This window comes from Pseudoalteromonas rubra (genome assembly GCF_004212645.1).
Taxonomy (GTDB): Bacteria; Pseudomonadota; Gammaproteobacteria; order Enterobacterales; family Alteromonadaceae; genus Pseudoalteromonas; species Pseudoalteromonas rubra_G.
Genome location: NZ_PPUZ01000004.1, coordinates 89,811 through 114,816, shown reverse-complemented (window position 1 = coordinate 114,816; position 25,006 = coordinate 89,811). Strand labels below are relative to the sequence as shown.

The following is a 25,006-nucleotide window of genomic DNA, read 5'->3' as shown; positions in this document are numbered from 1 at the left end:
AGGATCCGGATCCCGGACGAATAAAAGTAGTTTATTCAATACATTGGTTCTCAACTTAAGAGGAGAACCAAATGTATAAAGCCGTTTTTGGACTACTCGGACTCATTATTTTGAGCTGTCAGCAGTCACATGCAACCCCATCCCGTGGTACACCCGGGTATCATAACGATGCATATCAAATTCCCGTATTGCCCGGACAGGTGCGCGATCCACTGGGCTATTACCACAGCAAAGAGCAGCTGTTTACCCTGGTTGAGCGTGAAGACTGGCCTGCGGTGGTTAAATTGGCCAGCGAGCTGACCACAGACTATCAAAACGATGGCGCTACCTGGTATCTGCTGAGCCTGGGGTATCGTCAGCAACAACAGTGGCGGGCAGCTATTGCGCCTCTTAAACGGGCATTGCGGTTGGGCGTGCGATTAAAGCGTTTGCCGAAATGGCATGACAATCCCAACGACATGATGGTGACCTTAGCTGAGTTATATGGTGCGCTCAAAGATAAGCGCAATGCCATGGCGTGGCTGGAGCGGGCACTCGAGGCGCGCTGGGATGACAAACCGGCGCTGACGGGCCGCAGCCTGTTTAGCCGCAAGCCTAATCCGCACTTTGCAGCGTTTGCTCAGGATGCCGATTATCGTCGCTTAGTGGGCGCAGCGCCTGTTGCTGAGTTCGACAGAGAGGCACGCTGGCGTCATGATCTGCATTATCTGGCACAAGAGATCCGGCGTTTACATGTGTCGGCCTTTCACCGTATGAGCGAGCAGGACTTTGAGCGTAAGGTTGCACAGATTGATAAGCGCATTCCCGCTTTGAGTGACCAGCAGGTCGTGTTTGAACTGATGCAGCTGCTCGGCATGCTGGAAAATGGTCACAACTTCATTATTCCGGCCTGGGGTAAGGCGGGCAACACTCAGCAGTTACCCGTGCAGTTTTATCTGTTTGAAGAAGGGCTATTTATTGTGGCGGCCGACTCAGACTATCAACACCTCATTGGCAAACAGGTTTTGACGATAGGCAATACCCCGGCATTACAGGCACTGGAAAAAACCGGGGAGGTTAACCCGCGCGATAATAATATGCAGCAGGCGTGGCTGGGGCCTTACTATTTGAGCCTGACTCAGGTATTGCAGGGGCTTGGGGTGGTTGAAGACGCAAGCAAGGTCACGCTGACTGTCCGTGGCGATGATCTGCAAACACAGCAGCTGACGCTGACGCCGCGTGCTATGCAGTTTAATGGTTTTCCAAAGTTGCCACGCCAGCACTCACAGTCAGAGCCTTACTGGTCCAAATTGCTGCCTGAACACAAGGCACTCTATGTGAACTTTAATGCCGTACGTGAGCGCAAGGATGTGTCGCTGGATGCTTTTAATCTGCAGCTGCGTGAAACCCTGCTGGCCGGGCAGGCGGAGCACTTTATTTTGGACCTGCGTGATAACAGCGGCGGAAATGGCTTCCTGCTGCCCAGTACCATTGCCACCGTAGTGTTGTTCGAAGCTCTGGTACCTAAGGGCAAGCTGATCATCCTGGTTGGGCGCAATACCTTCTCAGCCGGTCACGACCTGCTGGTGAGGATCAGTAAGCTGACCAGCCCTGTTCTGGTCGGCGAGCCTTCGGGGACCCGACCTAACGCCATCGGTGAGGCGGGCTGGTTCACCTTGCCCTACAGTGGTCAGATTGGGGTGATCTCATCCCAGTTTCATCAGCAGGGCGCAGCGGAAGACAGCCGGGTGTGGCTGGCGCCAGACTTGCCGGTTGCGCTGACGGCAAAGGATTACTTTGCCAACAAAGATGCGGTGCTGGATGCAGCGCTGACCTTAGTATCGGGTAAATCACGCTGATCCTGCTCTGTCAGCTGCACATAAGCATGCGCCAGCTTAAGTGCAGCTTCACCGAAGATCCAAAATGGCTTGGTTTTACTGTTGATATTCACCGCTACGCTAAGCTGGTAGCGAGGTACCACAATTAACATACTCTGCGATCCCCGCGATACGCCGCCGTGGTGATAGTAAGTAAACACGGGCTGGCCGTTATGCTGGTACTCATGACGACGCCATCCCAGTGCATAGTTTTGTGGGTTGACCTCGCCATGATTCAGGCGCTGTGGTGTCCAGATCTGTTTGCGCACCGCCGGGTGCAAATAATGGGGGTCGAGATACCCACTGCCGAGCCGCACAAGATCACTGGGTGTGCTGATCAGGCCGCCACCGGCCAGGCGGTGGCTGAGGTTCACTGGGCGCCAGGGAATGTACCGGGCATCTTGTCCGCGACGATTAAAATAGAAGGTGGCCAGCTTATTGCCCTGTGACTCTGCGCCACTGTGGTGCATCCCCAGCGGCGTCAGCACATGCTGCTGGAGCAAGTCGAGATAGGGGCGCTGAGCATGCTGCGCCAGGACCGCACTCAGCAGCACAGTACCATAGCTGGAGTAATAAAATGCATCGCCCGGCTTGGAACGCAGCGGTCCTTCATCAAACTGTGCAACGGCATCCTGCACCCGATCAAACTGGGTATTCAGGCTGAGCGAGCGATACAGTCCGATGCGATCCTGGTTGCCTTTGTAATGAGGCAGACCGGCGCTGTGCGATGCCAGCTGGCGCGGGGTAATATCCCGCCACGCCGGGTTGGGCAGTGGTGTCAGGCTGTCTTTGAGCGACGTATCCAGGTTAAAGTTTTGTTCCTGCATGAGTTTTGCCATGAGTGTGGCAGTCACGGCTTTGGAAGTACTGCCAATGCGAAACTGATGCTCGGGTGTGAGCGCCGTTTTGGTTTTGATGTCGGCATACCCGAGCGTGCCCTGCCAGACAAGCTGACCACGATGGGTAATGGCGGCAGAAATACCGGGCGCGTTGCTTGTCGCTCTGGTGGTCTTAAGAATATTAGTGGCCTGGGTATTGAATGCATCGAGCGCCGGAGCGTGATCTGACTGGTGTGGCAAAGGGCCCCGGGGGAGCGACGCAGCGCTGGCCAGTACCGGCACTTTTTCCAGGTTGAAGGCATAAAACTGATAGACGGGCCAGCCAAAATAGGCCAGCGCGGTTAAGAGCAGTAATGTCAGCAGACTAAGCAGGCGTTTCATTGTCGATCCTTAATTCGCGATAAACTGGTTTAACTATCTGAGAGTTAAGCTTTTAAATCTTGTCTAAAGTGAAAAATGCTGGCCGATTCTGAAAAAGCGGCTAATTTAAGCAAAAACTTATGTTGCGCGATATACTCAGCGTATCTGCAGCAGGAGTGAGTTATGGCAAAGCGCTTATTTTTTGGCATAGGGTTGGATGCGCACAGCCAGGCGCATATTAATGCCTGGCTGTGCACTGAGGTGCGTGCCCGCAAAGCACCCACTAAAATGGAGAACTGGCACCTGACGCTGGCTTTTCTTGGTCAGGTGACTGAGTCGCAGGAGGCGGACATGGTGGCGTTTGCCCGTCAGCTTCAGGTACCCGGCTTTACGCTGAACTTTGCACAAACCGGTTACTGGTCGGGTAATGGGATTTTCTTTTTACGCCCGGAGCCTGAACCTGCACAGTTAAGTGCGCTTGCTGAGCCGTTACGTGATATGGGTGCCAAGCTGGGGCTGCATTGTAACCGCTTGCCTTTTGCACCGCATATTACCTTACTGAGAGGACACAAGGGCGAGCCTGAGGTGCGCTCATCGATTACCCCCTTCACGCTGACTGTCACCCGGTTTCACCTTTATCATTCTTATCGATACGACACGCGTGGGCTCGTTTATGAGCCCGTGCAATCTTTTGAGCTGCTCTGAACAGCGCTCAGGTGCTGTCTGCGGTAGTCGCCCGGCGTCAGGGCATAAGCTTGTTTAAAGGCGCGGTTGAATGGGCCGATGGAATTAAATCCGGCATCGTAAGCAATGCTCAGAATGGCCGTGCGGGCATGGGCCAGGTCGCGCAATTGCTCGGCAGCATAGGCCAGTCGATACTGATTGATAAAATGAGAAAAGTTTTTGCAGCCAAGCTGCTGGTTGATCAGGGTGCGCAGCTGGTGAGTGGGTATATCAAGACGCTCGGCCAGCAGACCAATGGTGAGTTCGGGCTCGCGATAAATGCCCTGTGCCAGCAGGGTTTGCAAAGCCTCATAAGTGGTTAGCCAGTGAGCAGGCACTGGCAGTGTTTGTTGGGCGGCCTGACTGGGGTTGCCGTTGTCTCTTACGGCAGGTCGGGACACTCCGGTGAGCAGTAACAACAGGCAAAAAATAAACACCGCATTGGCCAGCAGATAAATGGGATCCCGCCGAATAAGGCTGGCACTGAGCTCAAACCCGACCAATACCAGGCAGTGCAGCAGGGCAAAGGTGGCCAGGATCAGCCGCAGGCGACGACGGCTATGCACCAGGTCATCATTAAAATTCGCCAAACAATAGTACAAGGCGGCACACATGGCGAATGCTGAAAACAGGTGCATCAGTGTATGCCAGTGGGTATTGCCCCCATAAACCAAAAACACACTGCTACTGGCCAGTACTGCACACCCCAGCAGCCAGCGTCCCCAACTCAGCGTCAGCCAGTGTGGTACACGCAGGGTGATCAGATACCAGGCACAGGCACATAAGATCAGAGGCAGCAGCTCCGTACCTGCAAGAAACAGGTTGCGTAATGGGTTAAAGCGCCACTCAGGCAAAGGCTGGGTAAGCAGCACAAAACACGCCAGGCTGGTGGCCAGGGCAACTGCCAGCAGGCGTTCAAAGTGAGTCAGGCGAGGCCAGTTAAACAGCACCAGCGCAATGAGTAAGCCGAGGGCACTAAAGCGAAAGAACAGATCCGCGAGCGTGACTAGCGCCATAATTTGCGCCACAGCCGCCTGAGCAGCCGGGTCACCAGGCTGTCATTGTTTGACGCTTGCATAAATAGCTGCCGGGTGGCCTGATTGCGAGCTTTGCTGACATGTTTGCGGGCACATTCGTTTGCCGCCTGTTGCCAGTCTTCGCGTTTCAGGGCGGTTAAGAGTTTGGGCCAGCGGCTACTCAGATTGGTGGTGCCCAGGTTGTAGGCCAGGTCTAGCACCGCAAGCCGGGCACCCTCAGGCAGCTGATGGTACGCCCGGGTGTAACCATTGGCAGGGCAGATCAGACGGCCCAGCTCTTGCTCAAAGGCCCTTATCTGCTCCTCAAGCAGGTGCATACTTTCGCTGTGGGGTAAGTGTAAGGTGCAGTGCTGTTCATACCAGCGAGCCGTTTTTCCGGCGGGCAGCCGTTTTAATGTCGTGTACTCTTGCTGTTTTTGCGCCCGGCTGGCGGGCTTATTGGTGCGCTTGTCGCGCAGGCTCATACGGGTAAAGGCGTCCTGACTGGCGACATGAAAGCCCACGCCTATGGTGGGATTGCCCCGGGTATCCAGATATAAGTGATCGATTACGCCCTCAAAATGGCAAATATGCCGTACGGCAGGCGATGAGGTGCGATGTTTTGATAAAAGGCGTTTCAGCAAACCCGCTAATGCTCCTCTGTGGTCGTGTTATCTTGTTGCGCCAGAGTCAGTTTGCCCTGGGTGCAATCTTCGACGGGTGACACATGCGACTCGACGGAAGAAATATAACATTGTTTGAGCAGCGAGCAATAACAGGTAAAGACCTCTACCTGCTCCGATATATCATCAATTTTGTCCCATAAGCGATTGTTAAAATTGCTTTTTTGCATGGTGAAAAGCGGCAGCGTGGCGCCGTCGGCAAGTAATGAGTGTTCGGCCTGGCTGGTAATATACCAGCCAAACTTGGCCAGCACGTTGACCTCGTTGTCGTCCTGCTGCGCAGCTTCAAGGGCTTCGCGATACGCGCTGATGTTACAGCAGGCATCGAACAGGGCTGTGAGCGAGTCGTAGGCCTGGCCACGATAGTGGTATTGCACCCATTCAATCAGGGCGGGGCCGGTGCCCGAGTTCAGAATGCCAATGGTGATCCTGGGCCTTTCTGCCTCAAGGTCAAAGTTACTGTAGCTAAATTGTAGCCAGGGCCAGGTTTCGGCTTCCAGCTGTCGCTCTGCGGCGGCCACCTGCTCCTGTGCGGCCTTGGCCTGCATATAGGTGGCATAAAAAGACGCGGCCGAGATCAGCATGGCGCACAGTGCCAGCACAGTATTCATTTTGGAGCGTGACAGGCGCAATTGCTTACCCCTAAAAAACGGCTTTGGTTTGGCCTGATGAGTGTCGTCAGGCTGATGGGTGTCGTGCTGTGCGGGTGTTATCTGTTGCGTGTTTTCCACCTCGCTTGAGGTGGTTTGCTGTTGCGTCATGGGGCGAGTCCTGTCGAAATACGTTTAGGGGGCCGAAAGGTGAATGGCGAGGGTTTCTCCCAGCCTTAGCCGGTTGGTGTTGCGCTGGTTCCAGCGTTTCAGGTCCCTGACCGAGACACCAAACTGCCTTGCGATCCGCCACAAGCTGTCGCCGCGCTTAACCACGTAATCCAGTGTTTCTGAGCGCGATGGCAACAGCAAAGTCTGGCCGATGCGGATTATATCGTTGCTGAGCTGGTTAAACTGGCGCAGTTCAACAACCGACAAACTATGCTGCTTCGCTATCCTGCTCAGGCTGTCGCCACGGCGCACCACCACCTTTTGCCAGCGTGTATCTGGTAATGCCTGAAAATCAGCTGCAGCCAGCTGCCACTCCTGCGCCCGGGTTGTTGGCACCAACACATGGCCCGGCCCGTTAAGCAGCACCGGAAAGCGGCGAAAGCCCGGGTTGAGCACTTCCAGCTCTGCCCAGTTGTGTTGCTCGGGCAGGATCACGGCTTTGTCCAGGGCCAGCTGAGTAAAGGCTGGTTGGTTGTCTATGGCCGGAAAATGCATGCGCTGTTGTCTTAGCAGGGCAGCGGCGGCCAGCAGCTTGGGCACATAATGGCGGGTTTGTTTTGGTAATTTAAGCGAAAAAAAGTCGGTCGGCTTACCGGCTTTACGATTACGGGCAATGGCAGTGGCAACGCGGCCTTCACCTGTGTTGTAGGCGGCAATGGCATGATACCAGTCGCCATCAAAACGTTTGTTCAGATAGAGCAAAAAATCCAGCGCCGCCTGAGTGGATTGGATCAGATCCTGTCGTCCATCAAACCAGGGGTTAATGGTAACGCCGTAATGCTTTGCGATTAACGGGGTGAGCTGCCACAGCCCGGAGGCGTGTTTTTCTGAATAGGCCTGAGCGTTAAAGTCGCTTTCGATCAGCGGCATCAGCGCCAGTTCAATGGGCAGGCCACGGCGCTCTACCTCAGTCACCAGATAATACAGGTAGGGTTGAGCCCGCTCGCTGATGGTGTGCATATAATTCGGGTGTTGCAGATACCAGTTAACCCGCGCCAACACTCTGGGGTGGCTAGAAGAGGCAAAACTCAGCTGCATGCGAATACGCTGCCAGACATCATCACTGGTGTCGGGCGTTGGCAGGGCGGGTAAAGGCCTGTCCGGCTCGAATGAGACCTTGGGTGTATTGTGACTGGTCGCCAGACTATCATCAACGCGGCTATCTGAGTGGGTAGACTGACATCCACTGAGTGTTATCAGGGTTATCAACAGAGCAAGGATTCTGACTGGCATCGGACTATTTGGCATTATTATTATTGGTTTTGATTGTATATAAGTTGGGAATTTTTGCCACTCTTGTTGGTTGTGGTTGATCGCACCAGCCTAACTGTACGTAAATTGAGCTACACTCAAGTCTCAGGGCAAGCCGTGTTTTGCCTGAATAGTTTGCACCGTCAGGGGGTAGTTATGTTACGTTCCGAACTAAAAAATGAACTGGATCAGAACCATATGGATGCCGTGATCCTCAGTTATGCCGACTCCAACCATTATCTGGCCGGCGGGCTTGATGCGCTGGGCAATTATCATTTACTTACCGACCGCGACGGCAAAACCCTGACGTACAATTCCCTGCGCGAAGCCGAGCTGGTGCTGAGCGAACTGGGCGCCACTCAGGCCACCTTTGATATGGAAACCGCTTACGACGAAATGATCGGCAATGTCAGCGATGGCCAATGCCGCTTTGTTATGCCGCTCAATAAGGCCTCACTGTAGCAGCATAGCGCCTTGTCCGGGTGATGGGGCGCACGCTAGTGGCGCACGCCGCTTAAAACAAGCTCAAGTTAGTGGAAGGTTTCGTGGCTAAAGCGCAAATGCTTGGCGTCTTCCATCAGCTGGCGAAAATCCGCCTGAGCCAATTGCAGCAAGTGCCTGTGGTCGCCTGATTCAATGTACACATGGGGCTGATTCAGCAGTAAGTCGTCATAGACGATATCCAGGTGATAGGCCTCGGCAATGGGTGGCACGGCGCCCGGGCTACAGTCTGCAAACAGGCGATAAACCTGGCGCTCTTTCATCAGGTGAAAGCGCCTTTTCAGGGCGTCGTTGAGGCTGCTGAGGCTGATTTTGTAATTGGCGGGCAACACCGCCATCAGGCGTTTGCTCTCGTGATCTTCGAGCATCACAGCTTTTGCCAGCTGAGGTAAAGGAATTTGGCTAAGATAAGCCGAGCCAAGGGATGACTGGCTCTCAACGTGTTCAATAACACGATAAGGAATGAGGTGTGTGTCTAAGTAGGCACTGATACGATGAGTCATGGGACCTCCTCGCGTTTACTTACCGTGCAACTAAGTATAGACGAGCAGGCCCGACTCGGGCGAAAAATTCGGCTCAGAGTTTTTCTGGTACGCTCAGATGCATATGACCGCGCGCATAATCCAGTGTCACTAAAAAGTGCTTAAGCACATCATAGCCAACTATGCCTCTAACTTTCCTGCCTTTTATTCGGCTGGACGTATGTTCGTACTGCTCCAGGTGAAAGACTTTATGGCCTTTTTCAGGATAAACCAGGTTGACATTCGACAGCACAAATGGACCGAATGTGAATTCTTCCAATTGAGTCATGCGCATCTCGCTGAGTGCGTTGACACCCTGGGAGGTGATCTGTTCGTCTTCAGGGTGGATTAAATCCAGCCCTTCGGCCAGGCGGCGCCCAATCAATACACCGCTGGTGCTACCGGTATCGAGTAACAGCCAGACTTTTTTGCCTGCCATTTCGACCTGTACTATGGGTAGCCCCGATCCTTTGTGCGTTTGAGTTTTGATGTTCTCATGTTCTGCCACATTGATGACATCACGGGTTACCATGCGCATACGGTTGTTTGGGTAGTCAATCTGAACCACAAATTGATTAAAAAACCCAGAGCCAATTAACAGACTGTTCTGCGGATGGCCCATTCTTAACCCTGCCAGTTTACTCAGCTTGGTTTTGATACCAAACAGGTCTACATCGACATTAGCATACAGCTTCCTGCGTTCTGTATCGTGTACACCCTGGATTTTGACATTGCCATGATGTGCGAGGTCTAACTTGTGATGGTCAATAAAGTTTTGGTTAATGGCATTACCCTGTGCGCCCGTATCCAGGATAGCCATGCTGTCTACACCGGCTACTGTAACCGGCACTTTGATATGGCCATTGTCCAGCTCGAATGGGATCCAGGGCGTGACGCCGGCATGGGTAATGCCAGATATAAGAATAGCCAGTAAAAAAAAGGTGAGTCTTGTCATACGAAGGATACTTCCTTGTGTTGCGCGATAATCAAAAGCGTATTATCGCCGAATTCTACTGTAACTGGTAGATTTTGGGTGCCAAATTATAGCTGACCGCTGAGAGTCAGGCTCAGCTGAGGCTGTATGGTTTCATCCAGCACGGCTCTGCGTGTCGGAGCGTGGCTGCGATCAGGCTCGTACAGGACTCGGGTATAGCGGTATTTTGCCTTGTTAAGCGTGTTCATTTCGGCCCGCAGTGACAATCCATTGCCAATCTGAGTCTGAATAAATGCGCTAAGCTCTGTGCCTGCCCGCTCGGTCAGCACCTCATTGTGATAGTACTCGCGCAGGCGGGTAGGCAAAAAGGCCTCGACCCCCCAGGATAAAGTGGCCTGATCGCGACGAAACCCGACGATGAATTCGTGTGGGGTCAGATCTGTGATTGGACGTACACCGCTGAGTGGATCGTCATATCGCGCGTCCCGCCAGGTGTAGCTTAGCTCAATACGGCTGGCACTGAGCAGGCGGTCGGTATTGATACTCCATTCGCTGTCCAGGCCAAAGTAACGGGCGCGTCCGGCATTATTGATGGCGCCGTTACCATCGCTTTGTAGCTGATATTCCTGGATATCTTTTTGCCACTGGTAGAGCGGGCTGAGGGTGAATTCAAACCAGCCGGGCCGCTCATATTGCCAGGTGAGCATCAGCTCAGTGTATTGCATGGGCTTTAACTGAGTGGCACCACTTTGGGTGCGCGAGAAACCGCTGCTCTGAGACGCCTGAAACAGCGCAAAGTCGAGCTGTTCAACCTGGTGTTGTGCACTGAAGGTTAGCTGTGAAGTTTCGCTGAGGTCGTGCCCCAGCTTAAGTTGCGGCTTGAGTAAACGATGTTTCAGCGGCTGCTCAGAGTCGATACCTGCTGTCAGGGTGGCCTGCTCTAGCGCGAGTTTGCCCGACAGCTGCCACTTAGGCGCAACAGGCCAGCTGGCCGCCACAAACGGCTCAAAACGTGTTTCGGTGACTTTGCTGTGTTCAATATCGCCCCCATCCCGGGTGTTGGCCGTCACTGAGTTGTAACTGCCTTCAATACCCATACTGGGTTGCAGGGTGAGCGTCGGATTACCATACGCCAGCCTGAGCACCTGTTCGCGCTTGCGCTCACCTTGTTCAAAGATAACAAGTGGCGGTTCAGGGCTTTGCCATTCTTGTATAGACAAGTCTGTTTGCGTTTGTCTGGCAAGGCCTGTGAGCTGCCATTGCCAGTTATCGGGCATGACCGTGAGCCAGTCAAAGCCCAGCTCGTATTCGTCTGCCTGCTCGTTGTCTGTGGTGCCATTTACCGGCGCAGGCTCAGCAGGCGTCCAGCGATAGCGCGTGCGCCAGTCGGTTTGTTGGGCTGAGGCATTCAATTGCACTCTGCCATGGCTCAATTGGGTTCTGCTGATCAAAGCCAGCTGCACGCCCTGCTCGCGCTCTGCAAAATGCTCCTGCTCTATGCTAGCTGCCTGCTGTGACTGAGCACTGGCATGCTGGGTGAGTACACCGGATGAATACGCATGGTTGTTTAGCCACTTTACGCTTGCAGTATGTTGCCAGTCAGCATAGCTGGTTTGCAGACTTAAATTGGCTTCGTTCAGTGTGTGGTCGCTGTGCTGAGATTGCATACTGGCACGCCAATCTATGGAGCCAGCTTGCGCTTTTTTAATGATATTTACTACCTGAGTGTATTCACTGAGCTGGCTGAACGGATGCTGGCCACTGTACAACTCCAGCGTGGCTATCTGGCTGACAGGCAGCTGACGCAGCAGGGTTTCGATGGAGTCGGATTTAGACAAAGGCACCGCACCGTCGAGCAAGACATTACTGCTGGCCCCGCTGAGGCCGCGTTCATTGTTGCCTTCACTCAGTACAAAAGTGGGCAACTGATTGAGCAGATCCAGTGCATGCTGGGCATTAAACTTAGCCAGCGCATTGTGATCAAACACTTTGTCGGCGGGTTGCTGGCCATACACCGGGCTCAGCAAAGTACACAGCAGCAACGAAGGTAGCAATACAGGTTTCATCAGGTTCATACAACACTCCTTGAAAGTTAGCGCCATATTAAGAGATTCAAACCAAAAGAAACAAAAGCTTAGGGGTAAATTGTGGCTGTATGGGATGAATGGACCGGGGCTGTTTTCTCATCCCGGTGAATGTGGGACGAATAGCGAGTATGCTTTTTAGGCACTTTGTACAAAGCGCGCTTTTACTTCCTGCTTGTAGCCTTTACTCAGGGCAACCTGCGCACCACCGCATAGCTGAATAATGGCGCTGCCAGAGGGCTTGTTCTGGATCCGCTCAATGGCTGACAGGTTAACCGCGTGCGAGCGATGGGTGCGGACAAATTGCGGTGGCAGTTGTGCCATCAGCTCTTTCAGGGTGCCACGCTTTAGATATTGCTGCGTGCGGGTGTGGATCTCCATATAGTTGCTGGCTGCACTAATATGGGTGATGTCGTTGTAAGCCACCGGGGCTTTATCCCGGCCCTGATCGACCCATAACGCTTGCTGATCCTGCTGAGGGTCGGTAATGGTGCGCAGTTGGGTGTGCCATAAAATAGTGATCACGAACAGCACCAGCAGATGGGAAGGCGCAAAGTAGTAGAGCGTATAGGCTATGGGGTCGTCCAGCGCGACCAGATCGAACAATGCCTGTAACAGCATGGCGATGAAATAGGCGGCTGTCATGATTTTCAAAAACGGGGTGGTGTCTACCCTAGGTGCCGGTTCCAGCCGGGCCAGCGCACGAAATAACGCAGGCGTTAACAGATACCATAAGCCCCATTCCTGCACTGCCCACCACAACGGATTGTTGAGTCGCTCGCCTTCGGGCACCGACCAGTCGTGCAGCAAGTCAATAAAGGTCAAAAAGCCAATCACCAGCGTCCAGCCACACAGCGACATTAACCATTCTTGTCTGATCCGAGCCGACACCACATTTTCCCATATTTGATACACTGGTGTATTTTAGCATTCTGCTAACGGATGTGAAGCCAAACAAAGCGGCGATCATTCAAGCGTCATAAACATCAGCCGCACCAAAAGGCGGTTCTGTACGCCTAATTTACATCCAAACCCACACCGCCCAACATGACTAAAATTTAACTTGTTTCGAACCGTAAGTTTCGACTATAATTCCGCAACGTTCGAAACGAAACTTATAATTTTATATAAAACCACGATGACCAAGCGCAATACACAACAACGCAGACACACAATCCTTGCCATGGTAAATGAGCAGGGTGAAGTCAGCGTAGAAGCTTTAGCCTGTGAATTTGCCACATCAGAAGTTACGATTCGAAAGGATTTAACTGCATTGGAAAAAAGCGGCCTGCTATTACGTCGTTACGGGGGCGCTGTGGCGCTGCCGCAAGAGATTGTTGCCAAAAGCGATGATGAGCGCGATACGCTGCGCAAAGTGGCCATTGCTAAAGCCGCCGCCGCGCTGATAAAAGATCACCATCGCATTATCATCGACAGTGGCCGCACAACAGCCGCCATGATCCCGGAGCTGGCGCAAAAGCGCGGGCTGGTGGTCATGACCAATGCCATAAATATTGCCAACCGCTTGTTGGCACTGGAAAACGAGCCTACCTTATTGATGACCGGTGGCACCTGGGACCCCCATTCGGAGTCGTTTCAGGGGCAGGTTGCCGAACAGGTTTTGCGCTCCTATGATTTTGATACCTTGTTCATCGGTGCCGACGGCATAGATGTGGCAAGGGGCACCACCACGTTCAATGAGCTGGTGGGATTAAGCCAGGTCATGGCCGAAGCGGCCCGTGACGTGGTTGTACTGGTCGAATCTGAAAAGATCGGCCGCAGAATACCGAATTTAGAATTGCCCTGGGATCAGGTCACGACCTTGATCACCGACAACAACCTGGCTGCCGACTTGCGCCAGGCGATCGAGGCCCGTGGCGTGCAGCTGATCTGTGCAGAGGTAGAATGACAACACACAACGTGCAAATAATGGAGAGTTTATGTGTGGTATAGTTGGTGCGGTAGCAGAACGTCCTGTTAACCGTATTTTGATCGAAGGTTTAAAACGTCTTGAGTACCGTGGATACGATTCAGCCGGTGTTGCGCTAAGTGAAGCTGGCACGCTGAATACGGTTAAGGCCGTGGGTAAAGTGGCGAACCTGGAAGCGGCTGTGGCCGAATCTGGCGTCAGCGGACACACAGGTATTGCGCATACTCGCTGGGCTACACATGGTGGTGTAACCGAAGTAAATGCTCACCCACATATTTCAAACAGCGAAATTGCGCTGGTTCACAACGGCATCATCGAGAACCACGAATCGCTGCGCTCCGTACTTAAAGACGATGGCTATACCTTCCTGTCTGATACCGACACCGAAGTCATGGTTCACCTGATCCACCAACTGCGTCAGCAGCACGACTCTCTGCTGGACTCCGTTAAAGCCGCGGTTAAGCAGCTTGAAGGCGCTTACGGCACTGTGGTATTCGACAAAGCCAACGACAACGAAATCATCGTGGCCCGTTCAGGCAGCCCGCTGGTAATTGGCTTAGGTCTGGGCGAAAACTTTATCGCGTCTGATCAGCTGGCGCTGCTGGCGGTAACACGCAACTTTATCTTCCTGGAAGAAGGCGATGTGGCACGCATCACCCGCGATACGGTAGAAATTTACGACATCAACGGCGAACCTGTTGAGCGTGAAGTGGTTGAATCAAACATTTCTCAGGATGTCTCGGGCAAAGGCGAATACCGCCACTACATGCTTAAAGAGATCTACGAGCAGCCAATGGCCGTGCGTAACACGCTGGAAGGTCGTTTAGACGGCGACAAAGTATCGGTAGATGCGTTTGGTGATAAAGCAAACCAGATCTTCAAAGACGTTAAACACGTTCAGATCATCGCCTGTGGTACGTCTTACCACTCAGGCATGGTGGCACGTTACTGGTTAGAGCAATACGCAGGCGTAAGCTGTAATGTCGAAATTGCCTCTGAATTCCGCTACCGTGAGTCGTTCGTACACGAAAACAGCTTACTTGTAACCATTTCTCAGTCTGGTGAAACCGCCGATACCCTGGCTGCACTGCGTCTGGCTAAAGAGCAGGGTTATATGGCCTCTATGACCATTTGTAACGTTCCGGGCTCGTCACTGGTACGCGAATCTGACCTGGCCTTTATGACCAAAGCCGGTGCCGAGATTGGCGTAGCATCAACCAAAGCGTTTACCACGCAATTAGTCGGCTTATTGATGCTAACTGCGTCAATCGCGCAGGAAAAAGGCCGCGACCAGAGCGTGATCGTCAACGCCATCAAGACTTTGCCAAACAAACTGGAAGAGTCACTGAACATGGCCGAAGGCATCGAAGCGCTGGCAGAAGAATTCGCCGACAAGCACCACTCATTGTTCCTGGGCCGTGGTTCACAGTACCCAATCGCAATGGAAGGCGCACTTAAGCTTAAAGAAATCTCGTACATTCACGCCGAAGCCTACGCCGCAGGCGAGCTGAAGCACGGCCCACTGGCCCTGATCGACGCCGACATGCCAATCATAGTCGTAGCGCCAAACAACGAGCTGCTTGAAAAGCTGAAGTCAAACGTTGAAGAAGTCCGCGCCCGCGGCGGTATCATCTACGTCTTCGCCGACAAAGACTCTAACTTCGCATCAGACGACACCATGCGCGTAATGAACGTGAATCACGTAGAAGACATCATCGCACCCGTTGTCTATACAATCCCGCTACAGCTACTGTCGTACTACGTTGCCGTGATCAAAGGCACCGACGTCGACCAGCCACGTAACCTGGCTAAGTCAGTTACGGTAGAGTAAGTTGGGTTTATTGATTAAACAAAAATGTGGCTTAGGAATAAAGATTCATACTAAGTATTAAAGTATCATCCTAAGTAATAAAGTTTCATACCAAGTAAAAAGCCGACTTTTGTCGGCTTTTCTTATAAGTAGTCGAGTAACATATGCCTGTTTTTGAGTTGAAAGTTGTAATACCTGCTTTTACTCTTACTTGATTCTTCATCACGTTTATCGATAAGCCATTGATTACACAGCAACCAAATTAAGGCTCCTCTCTCAGTAAGAAGAATTTCATTCTGATCGTCGGCCATACCATAATCACGCCTTACAGATGCTTTTAAGTCATCATTTAAGTTGGGGTGTAGCTCAAGTAAGAGCGGCTGCAAAGTGTTCCACTTTATGTCATGTGCCAATAGCTCATATGGTTGCGCGTCTTTGTCACTGGTGACAGCAAGGTTAATATTGCAAGCTCGAGCAAAGTTGAAATTCTTAAAACTATAGTCATCACTAGATCTATCATAGGCTCTGAATAGCCAGTTCTTACCGTCTGAAATAAGAGTTAAAGGTACTAGCTCTCGGTTACTATGGTTGCTGCTATTGGCAGAGATATATTGACAATTAATTGCCTGCTGATTAAACATTGCTCTGGTTAGGGTGGATACCTGATCAATGTTTAATTGTTCAGGCACTTTGCCGACTCGAGCATAATTTAATATTGGCTTGCCTATTAATCTGTTCTTATTAAACCCGTGGGACAGCATTCCTAAAGCAATCTCAGCATCCATAGCGATGATTGGCTCATATGACTCTTCACAAATGACATTAACCTTTTTACTCCTGTCATAGCGCATGTTGTTTGGTTTGAGCTCATGATATAAGGATAAGAGTCGTGATGAAGAAGCTTCAGCTAAATTAAAGGCTTCAGCTAAATCTGTTCTCTGGATAATACCAGTGAATCGGAGCTTGAAGTCAACAAAGGCAAGTCTCTCCGCATTTGAACCGTACTCTTCATTCAATTTAGCGTAATCATAAGTTGTTGCCATAGCAGTTTCACTCTTGTTTTTTGTAAATAATAGCAGTAGTTGCTCAAAATATCACGAATCATTTTGACATGTGATATTAAAATATTTTCAAAAAATCATGGATCAACATTTGATCTATCACGAATCTAGGTGTAGTATGTATTTTGATCGATATTGATCTGGTAGGTTTTTTGGAGGTAAAAATGGCAAAAAATGCCCCATATGGTGATGGCAAACGAATTGGAGCAGTAAGAGAGCGATCTCAATTTCAGACTCCATCTGGTTTGTGGGCTAAAAGAGATACTAATACAGGGCGAATTATGGATGTTAAAATGGATGGAGAACCATTTAAGGGGGTAAGGCGAGAGAGGAAATGAAAGACCTATCGAAATAGGTCTCCGTACAAGTTGGCAGTTCAGGGCGGCCACCCTGTTCTAATTTTTTAGAAATACAACCAATGTTCATGACTATAAATCTAATTTGTAGGATTCGTCAAGGACATTGGTTTAAGGAATTTAAATGACTAAACCATTATCTAAACCCGAAACACAAGAAGATGTTGAGTACATCTACAGACCTTACATCACTGTGAAGGGTAAGAAGATTACTCGGAAAAATGGCGGCATGTTCCGCATTCCTATCAAAAAGGCAGCTTAATGTAGCCTATCCCACTTATTTGAATGGAGCATACCGCTATGACTAGAGAAGTTCTTCAATCGGTTATAGCGGTATATTATGTCTAGGAAGATTGGCCATACTGAGGCTCAATATCGTAAGTGGATCAAAGAAGGACGCGGTGCCGGTGACAATCAAGATTACAAGCCTTGGTTGACTGTTTACGATGCACCTTCAGACGGCCGTGTACATCGGGTTTTTGGTTATAAATCAAAACGCACTCATCATTTATTATCCGATCTTGAACTATCCGTGTTCTATTTGCTTGAGTGGCGGCAGGATGTGCTGCAAGTCAAAGAGCAGTTCCCTTTAGAGCGTGAGATAACGCTTGAGTTAGCGGAATCTGCGGGTATCAAACACCCAAATGTTCGTGGTGTTGACCAATACCTTTCAAGTGACTTCTTTGTTGAAACAACCTCAAGAGATCTTCCCTACTTTGCGCTGCAGGCCAAATACGTCAGCTCATTTGAAGATCAGCGAAAAATAGAAATACTCGAGTTAGAAAAGCGCTTTTGGCTTGAAAAGCAGATCCCCTGGCAAATAGTCACTGAGCAAGAGATCCCCAAAGTGGTTAAGGCGAATGTTGAGTGGATTTATCCATTGCAAGGCCAGCATGAAGAAGCTGAAGACTCAGCCATTGAGCAAGCCAGATTCTATGCCGATTACTTTGCAAAACATCCAGTTAAAACGCTTATAAATGCCTGTAAAGAGATTGATACCGCTTATGGACTAGACTTAGGGGAATCGTTGTTTGAAATAAGAGCTTTGCTGGCTGATCGTTACTTTACCTTCGACATTTTTACGCCAGTACAAAAGCTTCAGGTGGGTCAACTCCGATTAGGTAATGTTGAGCAAATTCAGGAGGTGTTTCGTGTTTCAAATCAATGAAGTGTTGCAATACGAACAGACCTTGTATCGCATACTAGTGGTGTTTGAGTACTACGCTATTTGGATCAAAGTCCATGATGATAAGGCCTTCCCTGAGTTTGTTGAATTGGCTGAATTGGAGCAAGGCTTTCAGAATGAAGTATTAAAACGTGCGGCGGACCCATATAGTGACATCATTGCTGTCATACCAGAATCCGGTTCTACAGCACAGGTAAAACGCGATGAGAACTATGCGGCAATTATGCCCTTGGTAGAGCTTGAAGACTTCTACGAGCCTAAAGCGCGTGGCAAAGTGGTTCATCAGATAATGGTAGATACGGGCAAGACTAAGCAGACAATCTATCGTTTTGCACGTCGCTACTGGCAGCGAGGCCAGATCCCCAATGCACTGTTACCGGATTATAAAAACTCAGGGGCAAAGGGCAAAAAGCGGCGGGCCACAACAACAAAGTTAGGCAGGCCTCGTAAGTATATGAAAGGTACCGGTGCCCTGATTGATGACTTTACTGAAAAACTGTTTCGTATTGCCATTGAACGCCATGTTCTGACTGATAAAAGTAAGTCCTTCAGATATGCCCACAATCGACTAAAAGATATTTATCAGCAGTACTTTCCCGACCTTCCGGAACAGGAATTACCAACTTATTGGCAAATGGAACACTTTTACAAACGCGAATATCGCCAGGTAGAAAAAATTGAGGCTCAGGCCGGAAAGATCAAGCTGCAAAAAGACATACGGCCTTTAACAAGTACCGCCGTTGCAGATGTTTTAGGCCCGGGAATGCGCTACGAGATTGACGCAACAATTGCAGATATTTACCTGGTGTCTGACTCCCAAAGAAGCAATATCGTTGGTCGACCAGTAATTTACATGGTAATTGATGTATTCAGCCGTATGGTGGCAGGGTTCTATGTCGGCTTTGAAAACCCTTCGTATGCTGCCGCCATTCAAGCACTACATATGGCTGCGACTGATAAATCAGATTACTGTCGTGAGTTTGGCTTTGACGTAACACCAGAGCAATGGCCTTGTATAGGCCTACCTACCGCATTGTTGGCTGACAGAGGCGAGCTAATGGGGCATCAAATTGAATGCCTGGAAAAGGGTTTTGGCGTTCGTCTTGAAAATACACCCCCATTCAGAAGCGAGGCAAAAGGCATCGTCGAAAGAGCATTTAATACTTTTCAGCAAGCATTCAAGCCGTTCGCACCAGGTGTGGTCACAGGCTCCAAGACCAAAAAGCATGGAGACCGGGATTATCGCTTGGATGCCAAGCTTACGATTCAAGAGTTCACCAGAATTATTTTAGCGTCAGTACTTTATCACAACCAATATCACGTAATTGAAAGCTATGATAAAGCCGCAGATATGCCAACGGACTTGCAAAATAACCCGTTAGCCATCTGGAATTGGGGCCTGCAACATCGTACTGGCCGTTTGAGAAAGCCTGAGGCAGAGCATCTCCGTGTAGCACTGATGCCGAGAGCTCGCGCAACCATATCCGAGTCAGGTGCTTGTATATTTGGTTTGTATTACACCAGCGCGGAGCTTTTGAAGTTGGGCTGGATGCATCGGGGGAAAGACGTTAAACGGCCCAAGAGTGTGGAAGTAGCATATGATCTGGCGATAGCTGATCATATCTATATTTACTGCGGTCCTAACAGCAGCGATTACTTTGTATGCCAGTTAGCCACACGTTCAAGGCAGTTTTCCGGAGCGAGCTTCTGGGATGTATGGCAGCAAAGTGATGAGTTAAAACACACTCATGCTGATGCAAAACTGATAGCTGACCAGCAAAAGCGTGCTCTGGAACGTCAAGTGATCGATGTGGTTAAGCAGGCTGAAAAGGCCGCACCAAAACATATTGGTTTGTCGGATGCTGAGCGTATTCGCGATATTCGTGATAATCGAGCTGAAGAAAAAGCCAAAGAACGTAAAGCACGTGCCCATAAGCCAGTAGAAATTGATACCAGCAAATCGGCTCAAGTGCATTATCTCTCTGAACCGGATGATGATTTGGACTTTCCTGACTTTTCAGATCAACTGTTTGGGGAGGATGACGACGTATGACTTTACCACCCAACCTCTTCCGCGCGATGTATCAGGAGTCTGAGATTGAGCGCTACAAAGGCAATCCGTTTATCGAAGCGTTGCCAAGAGTGAGCAAAATAGAAGAGCTAAAAACGAAACTGGAGGGTAAGGTAAAATACAATCCCGCAGCCGGTTATTTAGATGCAAGACAGCGTGCTCATGAATTATGTGGCTTGCTTGATGACTTCTTTCAGCCGCTTTCGATGCATGTGGCGTTAGAAGAAAAAATAGCGTTGATGATCCGCGGTGGCTATGTTGCCAGAAACATCGCAACTGGTCAGCTACAACAACACTTGCAAAATGGCTACGAGCGACTAATGACAGGAGACATTAGTAGCTTTCGTTTTGCTGAAGCGCCTTCAACGGCGCGTTGTTTATCACTTATTGGCTGCTCTGGATGTGGTAAAAGCTCCAGTGTGCTAAGAATACTGGCCACCTACCCGCAAGCGGTCTATCACGAGCAATATAACACTTATCAACTCACGTATTTGCGTATCGAATGCCCTGTGGATGGGTCATTGAAAAGCTTATGCTTAAATTTCTTTCAGGAGGTCGATAAACATCTAAATACTGATCTCACTGAAAGGTATGGATTTAAGCGGCATAGTCCCGAAGTGCTTTTAGCATTTATGGGACAAGTCGCCAATCAATATGCCATAGGCGTGTTAGTGATTGATGAAATTCAAAGGTTGGCCCGAAAGAAAAAAGAAGGGCAAGAACGAATGCTCGAGTTCTTTGTGGCCTTGGTGAATATTATTGGTGTGCCGGTGATTTTAGTTGGCACTCCGAAGGCAAGGCCCATATTCGAGCTTGAATTGCAATCCGCAAGGCGCAGTACTGGGGTTGGTTCTATGGTGTGGGAACCCCTGCCACAGCACAAAAATAGAATCGATAAAGCAACGGGTAAGCCAAAGCCCACGGAGTGGCGATTGTTGACCGATAAGCTCTGGCAGTATCAGTGGCTGATCCATCGTGATGAGCCGCTCACAGAAGAGATCCGCAACACCTGGTTTGAGCTGTCTCAAGGTGTGCTGGATATCGTGGTTAAGTTATTTGTACTTGCGCAGCTTCGTGCCATTATCACTGGAGTTGAACGGTTATCTTCAAAGTTACTTGTGAAAGTGTACGAGTCTGAACTACAGCCTATTCATCCGATGATTGAAGCACTTAAATCGGGAAAAGTCAGGAGTATCGCCAAATATTCAGATTTGAAATACAAAGAGATTGATAAGCGATTGCTGGAATTGAGCAAACAGATCTCTGAAGTTGCCGCTACAAAGTCAGACTCATTACCTTTTGCCAGCGACTCAGAGGCCATGCGGCTTTACAACCTTTTGCTAGGCATGGGGTGTGAATCTGAGTTATTGGTCCCGTTAGTGCAAAGAGCCATTAAAGATCATCCAAATCTTCAGGTAAGAGGGCTTATTCCACTCGTTCTAGAATGGTATGAGCAAACGCCAAACGAAGTGGAAGAACCCAAAGAGAAGCCAGCACTCATCAAGCTCAAGGACTGGCATACATTGCCTGGTGACGATTTACGGTTTGGTTATTCTCAACACAAAAAGCAATCCGGCGAGCTTTATCGGTATTACAAACAGCAGGGAAAGATATTCGATATAGATTCGTGGCTTAAACAGAGCGTGTAAGGTGTTTGATTTACCCATCCCGTATCGCAATGAACTGATTTACAGTGTTATCGCTCGGTATGGTGTATATAGTTTAGAACTTTCACCTAAACAACTGCTCTACAATCTGCTTGGCAGCAAGACGTTTGTTGCTGCTGTGGCATTGCAGGGCCACTTGCAATTACTTGCTTCCCACTACCAGGGAAATGCAAAACTAACGGCCGAAAAGCTGTTGAAGCAATACACGCTATACCCGCTGTATGCCCCCTTTGTTCATCCAGAAATCGCTCAGCGAGTGAAAAATGACTTGCTCTCTGGTAACGGTTGCTCCGCAGAGTTGCAGCTTGGGAAAGCCGCCTCGGTTGTAAAAAGCCCTGTGTATCTAAAGTACTGTCCATGTTGCCTGGCAATGCAGCTCGATAAATATAAAGAGTGGTACTGGCATCGTCTCTGGCAGGCTCCCGGGGTTGTGAGTTGTCCAGTACACGGAAGTTTAATGCAGAGTGCCGTACATGTTCACTCTCTTCATAAGCATGTGTTTTCTGCTCTCAATCCGAGTGTGCTCCCTGCTGCTGTGGCCGAGCAGTTGCCTGCTAAATTTCAAAGACTGGCGGGATACACACAGGTTCTGTTAGATGCGCCTGAGGTTGATATTTATCCAGAGCAGTGGAGTGCATTCTATCGAGCGCTGGCGACGCGTCTTGGTTTAAATCATGGTAAACATATTGACCATAAAGGGGTCAGTCATATCGTACATAAATACTGGGGTGCTCTCGGCTTGAGCTGGCTCGGGCTGAGCATTGATGATGGTGTTGATTCAAACTGGCTCAAGACATTATTTAGAAAGCACAGAAAAGCATTTAGTTACTTGCAGCACTTGCTGGTTTTGCAGGCATTTTTTGATGAGCACCTGGACATTGCTGGTTTACTGAAAGATGCATCAAAAATGGATTATAGCCAGGAACCAGGCAATCAACCTGCGGTACCACCTCACATCGTTGAGCTTGCCAAACGGCAAAAATGGCAGCATGCAGTAGCCAGATTCGGTGTTAAGGGGGCCAGACAAAGTGGCTTTGCAGATCTGTATATATGGTTGTATCGACATGATAAATCCTGGCTTATGGCGTTTAATCAAGCGCACACGAAACAAGGCATTAGGCGTAAGCCGAAAGTAGACTGGTACCAGCGAGATCTGGCATACGTAAAGCGACTTATCAGGCTGAGAAATACGCTGGAGCTTAGTCTGGAAGTCCCAAGGTTGACAAAAAACTGGTACTTTTTGCATGTAAATATTCCATTGTCCCAGATCAAACAATTAGAAAAGTTGCCTTTGTGTAAATTGTTTTTTAATAAATACTGTGAAACTATAGAGGAGTACCAATGCCGTCGTATCGCTGTGGCATGTATTAATTGTGTTCGACATCACCATGACTATAGAAGTTGGCGCATTCAGCGTTTAGCACGGCTCAGTAAGGACAGGATCCGCCCCATCACGGCGGAGTTATTGGGAAGTGTTGTAACGAATGAAGCAAACGAGCAGATTCAAAAATCTACCAGATAACGCCAGGATCCAGGGGATCGGCAACGTTTTCAAGTACCACGATCGTAAGACATGGAGCATTGGAGTTCAGTTCAATAATTCCCATCGTAAATCCCTTAAGTTTAGCCAGCTACCATATTTAAGCCGCCAGGTTGTACTCAACCAAACTTCCACGGCAACACCGCCCGGCTTTTCAGTCGAAATTACATTGCCCGAACGTGATCTTTGGGAGGTGGGAACAGTTGAAGAGTGTGGTTTAGTTAAGTTCAGGCATAGCAATGAACAATCTCAAAATTGCTTTGTGTTCAGGTCCGAGGGTAAAACAATTTACCTTCCTCAACTAGAACTGGCCAGAGCACTGTTCTTCACCAATAACTATTTGGCAAATGCGGCTCTGATACATAGCGCACTCGATTTTGAATTTGACGTTGACTACGACCCTGAGCTCGAAGGTGACTTTCAGCCTGATGTGATGATCAATGCCTTACCAACATCACTGTGCCCGAAAATCATGTTCGACAATGATGGGTTCAGGCATCAGATAGCCTGGATACTGCTCGACGACGATGTAAAGCATTCTTTTCAGAGCATCTATGCATATCTCCTGGATGAGAGTGTAATAACAGAAAAGTATCAACAGTGGAAATTCCGGTTTGATCCGCCTCAACTTGAAGGGGTAAGCATTGCGGCCAGAGGTTGGCAGTCGCCAGATGAAAAAACCTGGTTTATTAACCGTATAGAAGCCATCGATGGTTTGTACTTTCCAGATATTACTGACATTGGCTATGCACACCCAAACTTTATTGAGAACAAGAGAGGTTCTGGTAAGGGGAAAGGTGGCACCTATCCGCAGTTACCGACACAGAGAGAAATAGATGAAGGCAGTGACGGTAGCGAAGATAACGAGTCTGCGTTGATATTTTGTGATGCAACGCAGCGCACATACAACAGAGTACCACACACTCGTAAAGTCTATACAAAAGCCCGTAATGGCTCAGGCGGTAAGGAAGACGAGGAAAAACCCAGTACCTTACCACCTGAAGTAAGCACCGATGACCCAAACTCACGAGGTGATAAGCCTCGAGCTGCCATTGATGGATTAGATGACCAAACTGATAACGACGCTTTGAGTCACAATAAGTTCGATGGCTTCTTCAAAATGCTGGAGATATTAGAAAAAGAACATGGTGTTAAGCAAAATAAGCACATTGTTCGTAAGCTACCAGCTGTGGGGCGCAGTGAGAGTCACCTTATGGTAGATGGTTCGCCTAGATGTATGGCTATCGTACGGGTTGAACATCAAAGCGAAGGCTATTTCTTATTAGAGGTGGATACCTCAGACGGCAAAGCTTCAATAGCCACCAAAGTTATTTCAGCGCGAGCATTAGCGCCAAAAGGCCAGTTACAAGACTTTATAGTTGAAATAGAAAGAGGGTTGCTCAGCAAACAGTTCTGTTGGCCAAATAAGTACTTTGATGAACTGGTTGGCGCGGGTGATCACAAGAGCATTTCGCATCAGAAATCTAAAGGCAAAGGAGGGTTGAGTGAGGTAGATATGGACAGATGGGCTGAGAGATTTCATAGGTTGTTGTTTTTAAGTGTTTGAAAAATAAATTGAAAAAACCAGGTTCGATTAGGGTCGGTAACCTATGATAAATAATGTATTCATATGAGAAAGCGCATCGCTATAACTCTATTACAGAATACCTGTGATGCAACATACTTGTCATCCATAAAGCTGCTGTAAGTAGCATCTCGGATTATTTCCACCAGAGTGAGCCGCGCCAGCTTAACCGTGATGTGGAAACACACCAGCATGAGATAGAAAATCAACT

General features: G+C 49.5%; 22 protein-coding genes. 12 read left to right on the top strand and 10 right to left on the bottom strand.

The features are described 5' to 3' along the window. Positions 1 to 71 precede the first annotated feature (71 nt). A complete protein-coding gene (locus tag C3B51_RS02200; RefSeq protein ID WP_130244018.1) occupies positions 72 to 1,838 on the top strand; it encodes a hypothetical protein in 1,767 nt (588 codons plus the stop codon). Here C3B51_RS02200 and C3B51_RS02195 read toward each other — a convergent pair. Beyond that, positions 1,772 to 3,076, bottom strand: a complete 1,305-nt coding sequence (locus C3B51_RS02195; protein ID WP_130244017.1) for a serine hydrolase domain-containing protein — start codon at positions 3,074 to 3,076, stop codon at positions 1,772 to 1,774. The genes C3B51_RS02200 and C3B51_RS02195 overlap by 67 nt on opposite strands. 162 nt (positions 3,077 to 3,238) lie before the next feature. On the opposite strand from C3B51_RS02195, the gene thpR reads away from it, so the two are divergent. After that, positions 3,239 to 3,760 carry an RNA 2',3'-cyclic phosphodiesterase gene (gene thpR, locus C3B51_RS02190; RefSeq protein WP_130244016.1) on the top strand — a complete coding sequence of 174 codons (522 nt, stop codon included), beginning with the start codon at positions 3,239 to 3,241 and terminating at the stop codon, positions 3,758 to 3,760. Here thpR and C3B51_RS02185 read toward each other — a convergent pair. Genes C3B51_RS02185 through C3B51_RS02170 form a run of 4 tightly spaced genes read right to left on the bottom strand, consistent with a single transcriptional unit; the run spans position 3,727 to position 7,531 of the window. Then, positions 3,727 to 4,794: an AraC family transcriptional regulator gene (locus C3B51_RS02185; RefSeq protein ID WP_130244015.1), complete on the bottom strand. Its 1,068-nt coding sequence runs from the start codon at positions 4,792 to 4,794 to the stop codon at positions 3,727 to 3,729. The genes thpR and C3B51_RS02185 overlap by 34 nt on opposite strands. After that, the gene (locus C3B51_RS02180) at positions 4,785 to 5,438 is read right to left on the bottom strand and encodes a glycoside hydrolase family protein (protein WP_130244014.1); all 654 of its coding nucleotides are present in this window, start codon (positions 5,436 to 5,438) and stop codon (positions 4,785 to 4,787) included. The genes C3B51_RS02185 and C3B51_RS02180 overlap by 10 nt, the downstream gene beginning before the upstream one ends. A 5-nt stretch (positions 5,439 to 5,443) precedes the next feature. After that, positions 5,444 to 6,238, bottom strand: a complete 795-nt coding sequence (locus C3B51_RS02175) for a hypothetical protein (protein ID WP_130244013.1) — start codon at positions 6,236 to 6,238, stop codon at positions 5,444 to 5,446. Positions 6,239 to 6,262: 24 nt separating this feature from the next. Next, positions 6,263 to 7,531 carry a LysM peptidoglycan-binding domain-containing protein gene (locus tag C3B51_RS02170; protein ID WP_130244012.1) on the bottom strand — a complete coding sequence of 423 codons (1,269 nt, stop codon included), beginning with the start codon at positions 7,529 to 7,531 and terminating at the stop codon, positions 6,263 to 6,265. Positions 7,532 to 7,705: 174 nt separating this feature from the next. Between C3B51_RS02170 and C3B51_RS02165 the strand changes: the two genes are divergently transcribed. Continuing rightward, positions 7,706 to 8,011: a DUF6482 family protein gene (locus C3B51_RS02165; RefSeq protein ID WP_130244011.1), complete on the top strand. Its 306-nt coding sequence runs from the start codon at positions 7,706 to 7,708 to the stop codon at positions 8,009 to 8,011. Between the two features lie 68 nt (positions 8,012 to 8,079). On the opposite strand, the gene C3B51_RS02160 is transcribed toward C3B51_RS02165, so the two are convergent. From C3B51_RS02160 to C3B51_RS02145, 4 genes are all read right to left on the bottom strand, one after another. Continuing rightward, on the bottom strand, positions 8,080 to 8,553 hold the full coding sequence (locus C3B51_RS02160; RefSeq protein WP_125718574.1) for an aminoacyl-tRNA deacylase: 474 nt from the start codon (positions 8,551 to 8,553) through the stop codon (positions 8,080 to 8,082). A 73-nt stretch (positions 8,554 to 8,626) separates the two neighbouring features. Further along, positions 8,627 to 9,526, bottom strand: a complete 900-nt coding sequence (locus C3B51_RS02155) for a pepsin/retropepsin-like aspartic protease family protein (protein WP_130244010.1) — start codon at positions 9,524 to 9,526, stop codon at positions 8,627 to 8,629. Positions 9,527 to 9,612: 86 nt separating this feature from the next. After that, complete coding sequence (locus C3B51_RS02150) at positions 9,613 to 11,580, bottom strand: hypothetical protein (protein ID WP_130244009.1); 1,968 nt, start codon at positions 11,578 to 11,580, stop codon at positions 9,613 to 9,615. 147 nt (positions 11,581 to 11,727) lie between these two features. Further along, positions 11,728 to 12,480 (bottom strand): LytTR family DNA-binding domain-containing protein, encoded by a 753-nt coding sequence (locus C3B51_RS02145; RefSeq protein ID WP_240701834.1) that lies wholly within the window; start codon positions 12,478 to 12,480, stop codon positions 11,728 to 11,730. Positions 12,481 to 12,727: 247 nt separating this feature from the next. Between C3B51_RS02145 and C3B51_RS02140 the strand changes: the two genes are divergently transcribed. Together C3B51_RS02140 and glmS are read left to right on the top strand one after the other, a co-directional pair. Further along, the gene (locus C3B51_RS02140; protein WP_130244008.1) at positions 12,728 to 13,498 is read left to right on the top strand and encodes a DeoR/GlpR family DNA-binding transcription regulator; all 771 of its coding nucleotides are present in this window, start codon (positions 12,728 to 12,730) and stop codon (positions 13,496 to 13,498) included. A 31-nt stretch (positions 13,499 to 13,529) separates the two neighbouring features. After that, entirely contained in the window at positions 13,530 to 15,350 is a 1,821-nt protein-coding gene (gene glmS / locus C3B51_RS02135; RefSeq protein ID WP_130244007.1) for a glutamine--fructose-6-phosphate transaminase (isomerizing), read from the top strand. Positions 15,351 to 15,472: 122 nt separating this feature from the next. Here the strand turns inward: glmS and C3B51_RS02130 are convergent, their stop codons facing one another. Next, entirely contained in the window at positions 15,473 to 16,372 is a 900-nt protein-coding gene (locus C3B51_RS02130; RefSeq protein WP_130244006.1) for a WYL domain-containing protein, read from the bottom strand. 143 nt (positions 16,373 to 16,515) lie between these two features. On the opposite strand from C3B51_RS02130, the gene C3B51_RS02125 reads away from it, so the two are divergent. The 7 genes from C3B51_RS02125 (at position 16,516) to C3B51_RS02100 (ending at position 24,777) form a co-directional block, all read left to right on the top strand. Further along, the gene (locus C3B51_RS02125; protein ID WP_130244005.1) at positions 16,516 to 16,728 is read left to right on the top strand and encodes a hypothetical protein; all 213 of its coding nucleotides are present in this window, start codon (positions 16,516 to 16,518) and stop codon (positions 16,726 to 16,728) included. 142 nt (positions 16,729 to 16,870) lie between these two features. Further along, positions 16,871 to 17,008, top strand: a complete 138-nt coding sequence (locus tag C3B51_RS23500) for a hypothetical protein (protein WP_165389099.1) — start codon at positions 16,871 to 16,873, stop codon at positions 17,006 to 17,008. 78 nt (positions 17,009 to 17,086) lie between these two features. Beyond that, positions 17,087 to 17,914: a TnsA endonuclease C-terminal domain-containing protein gene (locus C3B51_RS02120; protein ID WP_130244004.1), complete on the top strand. Its 828-nt coding sequence runs from the start codon at positions 17,087 to 17,089 to the stop codon at positions 17,912 to 17,914. After that, complete coding sequence (locus C3B51_RS02115) at positions 17,898 to 19,985, top strand: Mu transposase C-terminal domain-containing protein (protein WP_130244003.1); 2,088 nt, start codon at positions 17,898 to 17,900, stop codon at positions 19,983 to 19,985. Before C3B51_RS02120 ends, C3B51_RS02115 begins: the two co-directional genes overlap by 17 nt. Positions 19,986 to 20,074: 89 nt before the next feature. Further along, positions 20,075 to 21,652: an AAA family ATPase gene (locus C3B51_RS02110; protein WP_240701833.1), complete on the top strand. Its 1,578-nt coding sequence runs from the start codon at positions 20,075 to 20,077 to the stop codon at positions 21,650 to 21,652. A gap of 1 nt (position 21,653) precedes the next feature. Continuing rightward, positions 21,654 to 23,192, top strand: a complete 1,539-nt coding sequence (locus C3B51_RS02105; protein WP_130244001.1) for a TnsD family Tn7-like transposition protein — start codon at positions 21,654 to 21,656, stop codon at positions 23,190 to 23,192. Next, complete coding sequence (locus C3B51_RS02100; protein WP_130244000.1) at positions 23,155 to 24,777, top strand: Tn7-like element transposition protein TnsE; 1,623 nt, start codon at positions 23,155 to 23,157, stop codon at positions 24,775 to 24,777. The genes C3B51_RS02105 and C3B51_RS02100 overlap by 38 nt, the downstream gene beginning before the upstream one ends. Positions 24,778 to 25,006 lie beyond the last annotated feature (229 nt).

Excerpts from the sequence above, each read along its gene's own strand:
- C3B51_RS02200 (WP_130244018.1), top strand. The coding sequence starts at position 72 with ATGTATAAAGCCGTTTTTGGACTACTCGGACTCATTATTTTGAGCTGT.
- C3B51_RS02195 (WP_130244017.1), bottom strand. The coding sequence starts at position 3,076 with ATGAAACGCCTGCTTAGTCTGCTGACATTACTGCTCTTAACCGCGCTG.
- thpR (WP_130244016.1), top strand. The coding sequence starts at position 3,239 with ATGGCAAAGCGCTTATTTTTTGGCATAGGGTTGGATGCGCACAGCCAG.
- C3B51_RS02185 (WP_130244015.1), bottom strand. The coding sequence starts at position 4,794 with ATGGCGCTAGTCACGCTCGCGGATCTGTTCTTTCGCTTTAGTGCCCTC.
- C3B51_RS02175 (WP_130244013.1), bottom strand. The coding sequence starts at position 6,238 with ATGACGCAACAGCAAACCACCTCAAGCGAGGTGGAAAACACGCAACAG.
- C3B51_RS02170 (WP_130244012.1), bottom strand. The coding sequence starts at position 7,531 with ATGCCAGTCAGAATCCTTGCTCTGTTGATAACCCTGATAACACTCAGT.
- C3B51_RS02165 (WP_130244011.1), top strand. The coding sequence starts at position 7,706 with ATGTTACGTTCCGAACTAAAAAATGAACTGGATCAGAACCATATGGAT.
- C3B51_RS02160 (WP_125718574.1), bottom strand. The coding sequence starts at position 8,553 with ATGACTCATCGTATCAGTGCCTACTTAGACACACACCTCATTCCTTAT.
- C3B51_RS02155 (WP_130244010.1), bottom strand. The coding sequence starts at position 9,526 with ATGACAAGACTCACCTTTTTTTTACTGGCTATTCTTATATCTGGCATT.
- C3B51_RS02150 (WP_130244009.1), bottom strand. The coding sequence starts at position 11,580 with ATGAACCTGATGAAACCTGTATTGCTACCTTCGTTGCTGCTGTGTACT.
- C3B51_RS02140 (WP_130244008.1), top strand. The coding sequence starts at position 12,728 with ATGACCAAGCGCAATACACAACAACGCAGACACACAATCCTTGCCATG.
- glmS (WP_130244007.1), top strand. The coding sequence starts at position 13,530 with ATGTGTGGTATAGTTGGTGCGGTAGCAGAACGTCCTGTTAACCGTATT.
- C3B51_RS02130 (WP_130244006.1), bottom strand. The coding sequence starts at position 16,372 with ATGGCAACAACTTATGATTACGCTAAATTGAATGAAGAGTACGGTTCA.
- C3B51_RS23500 (WP_165389099.1), top strand. The coding sequence starts at position 16,871 with ATGACTAAACCATTATCTAAACCCGAAACACAAGAAGATGTTGAGTAC.
- C3B51_RS02120 (WP_130244004.1), top strand. The coding sequence starts at position 17,087 with ATGTCTAGGAAGATTGGCCATACTGAGGCTCAATATCGTAAGTGGATC.
- C3B51_RS02100 (WP_130244000.1), top strand. The coding sequence starts at position 23,155 with ATGAAGCAAACGAGCAGATTCAAAAATCTACCAGATAACGCCAGGATC.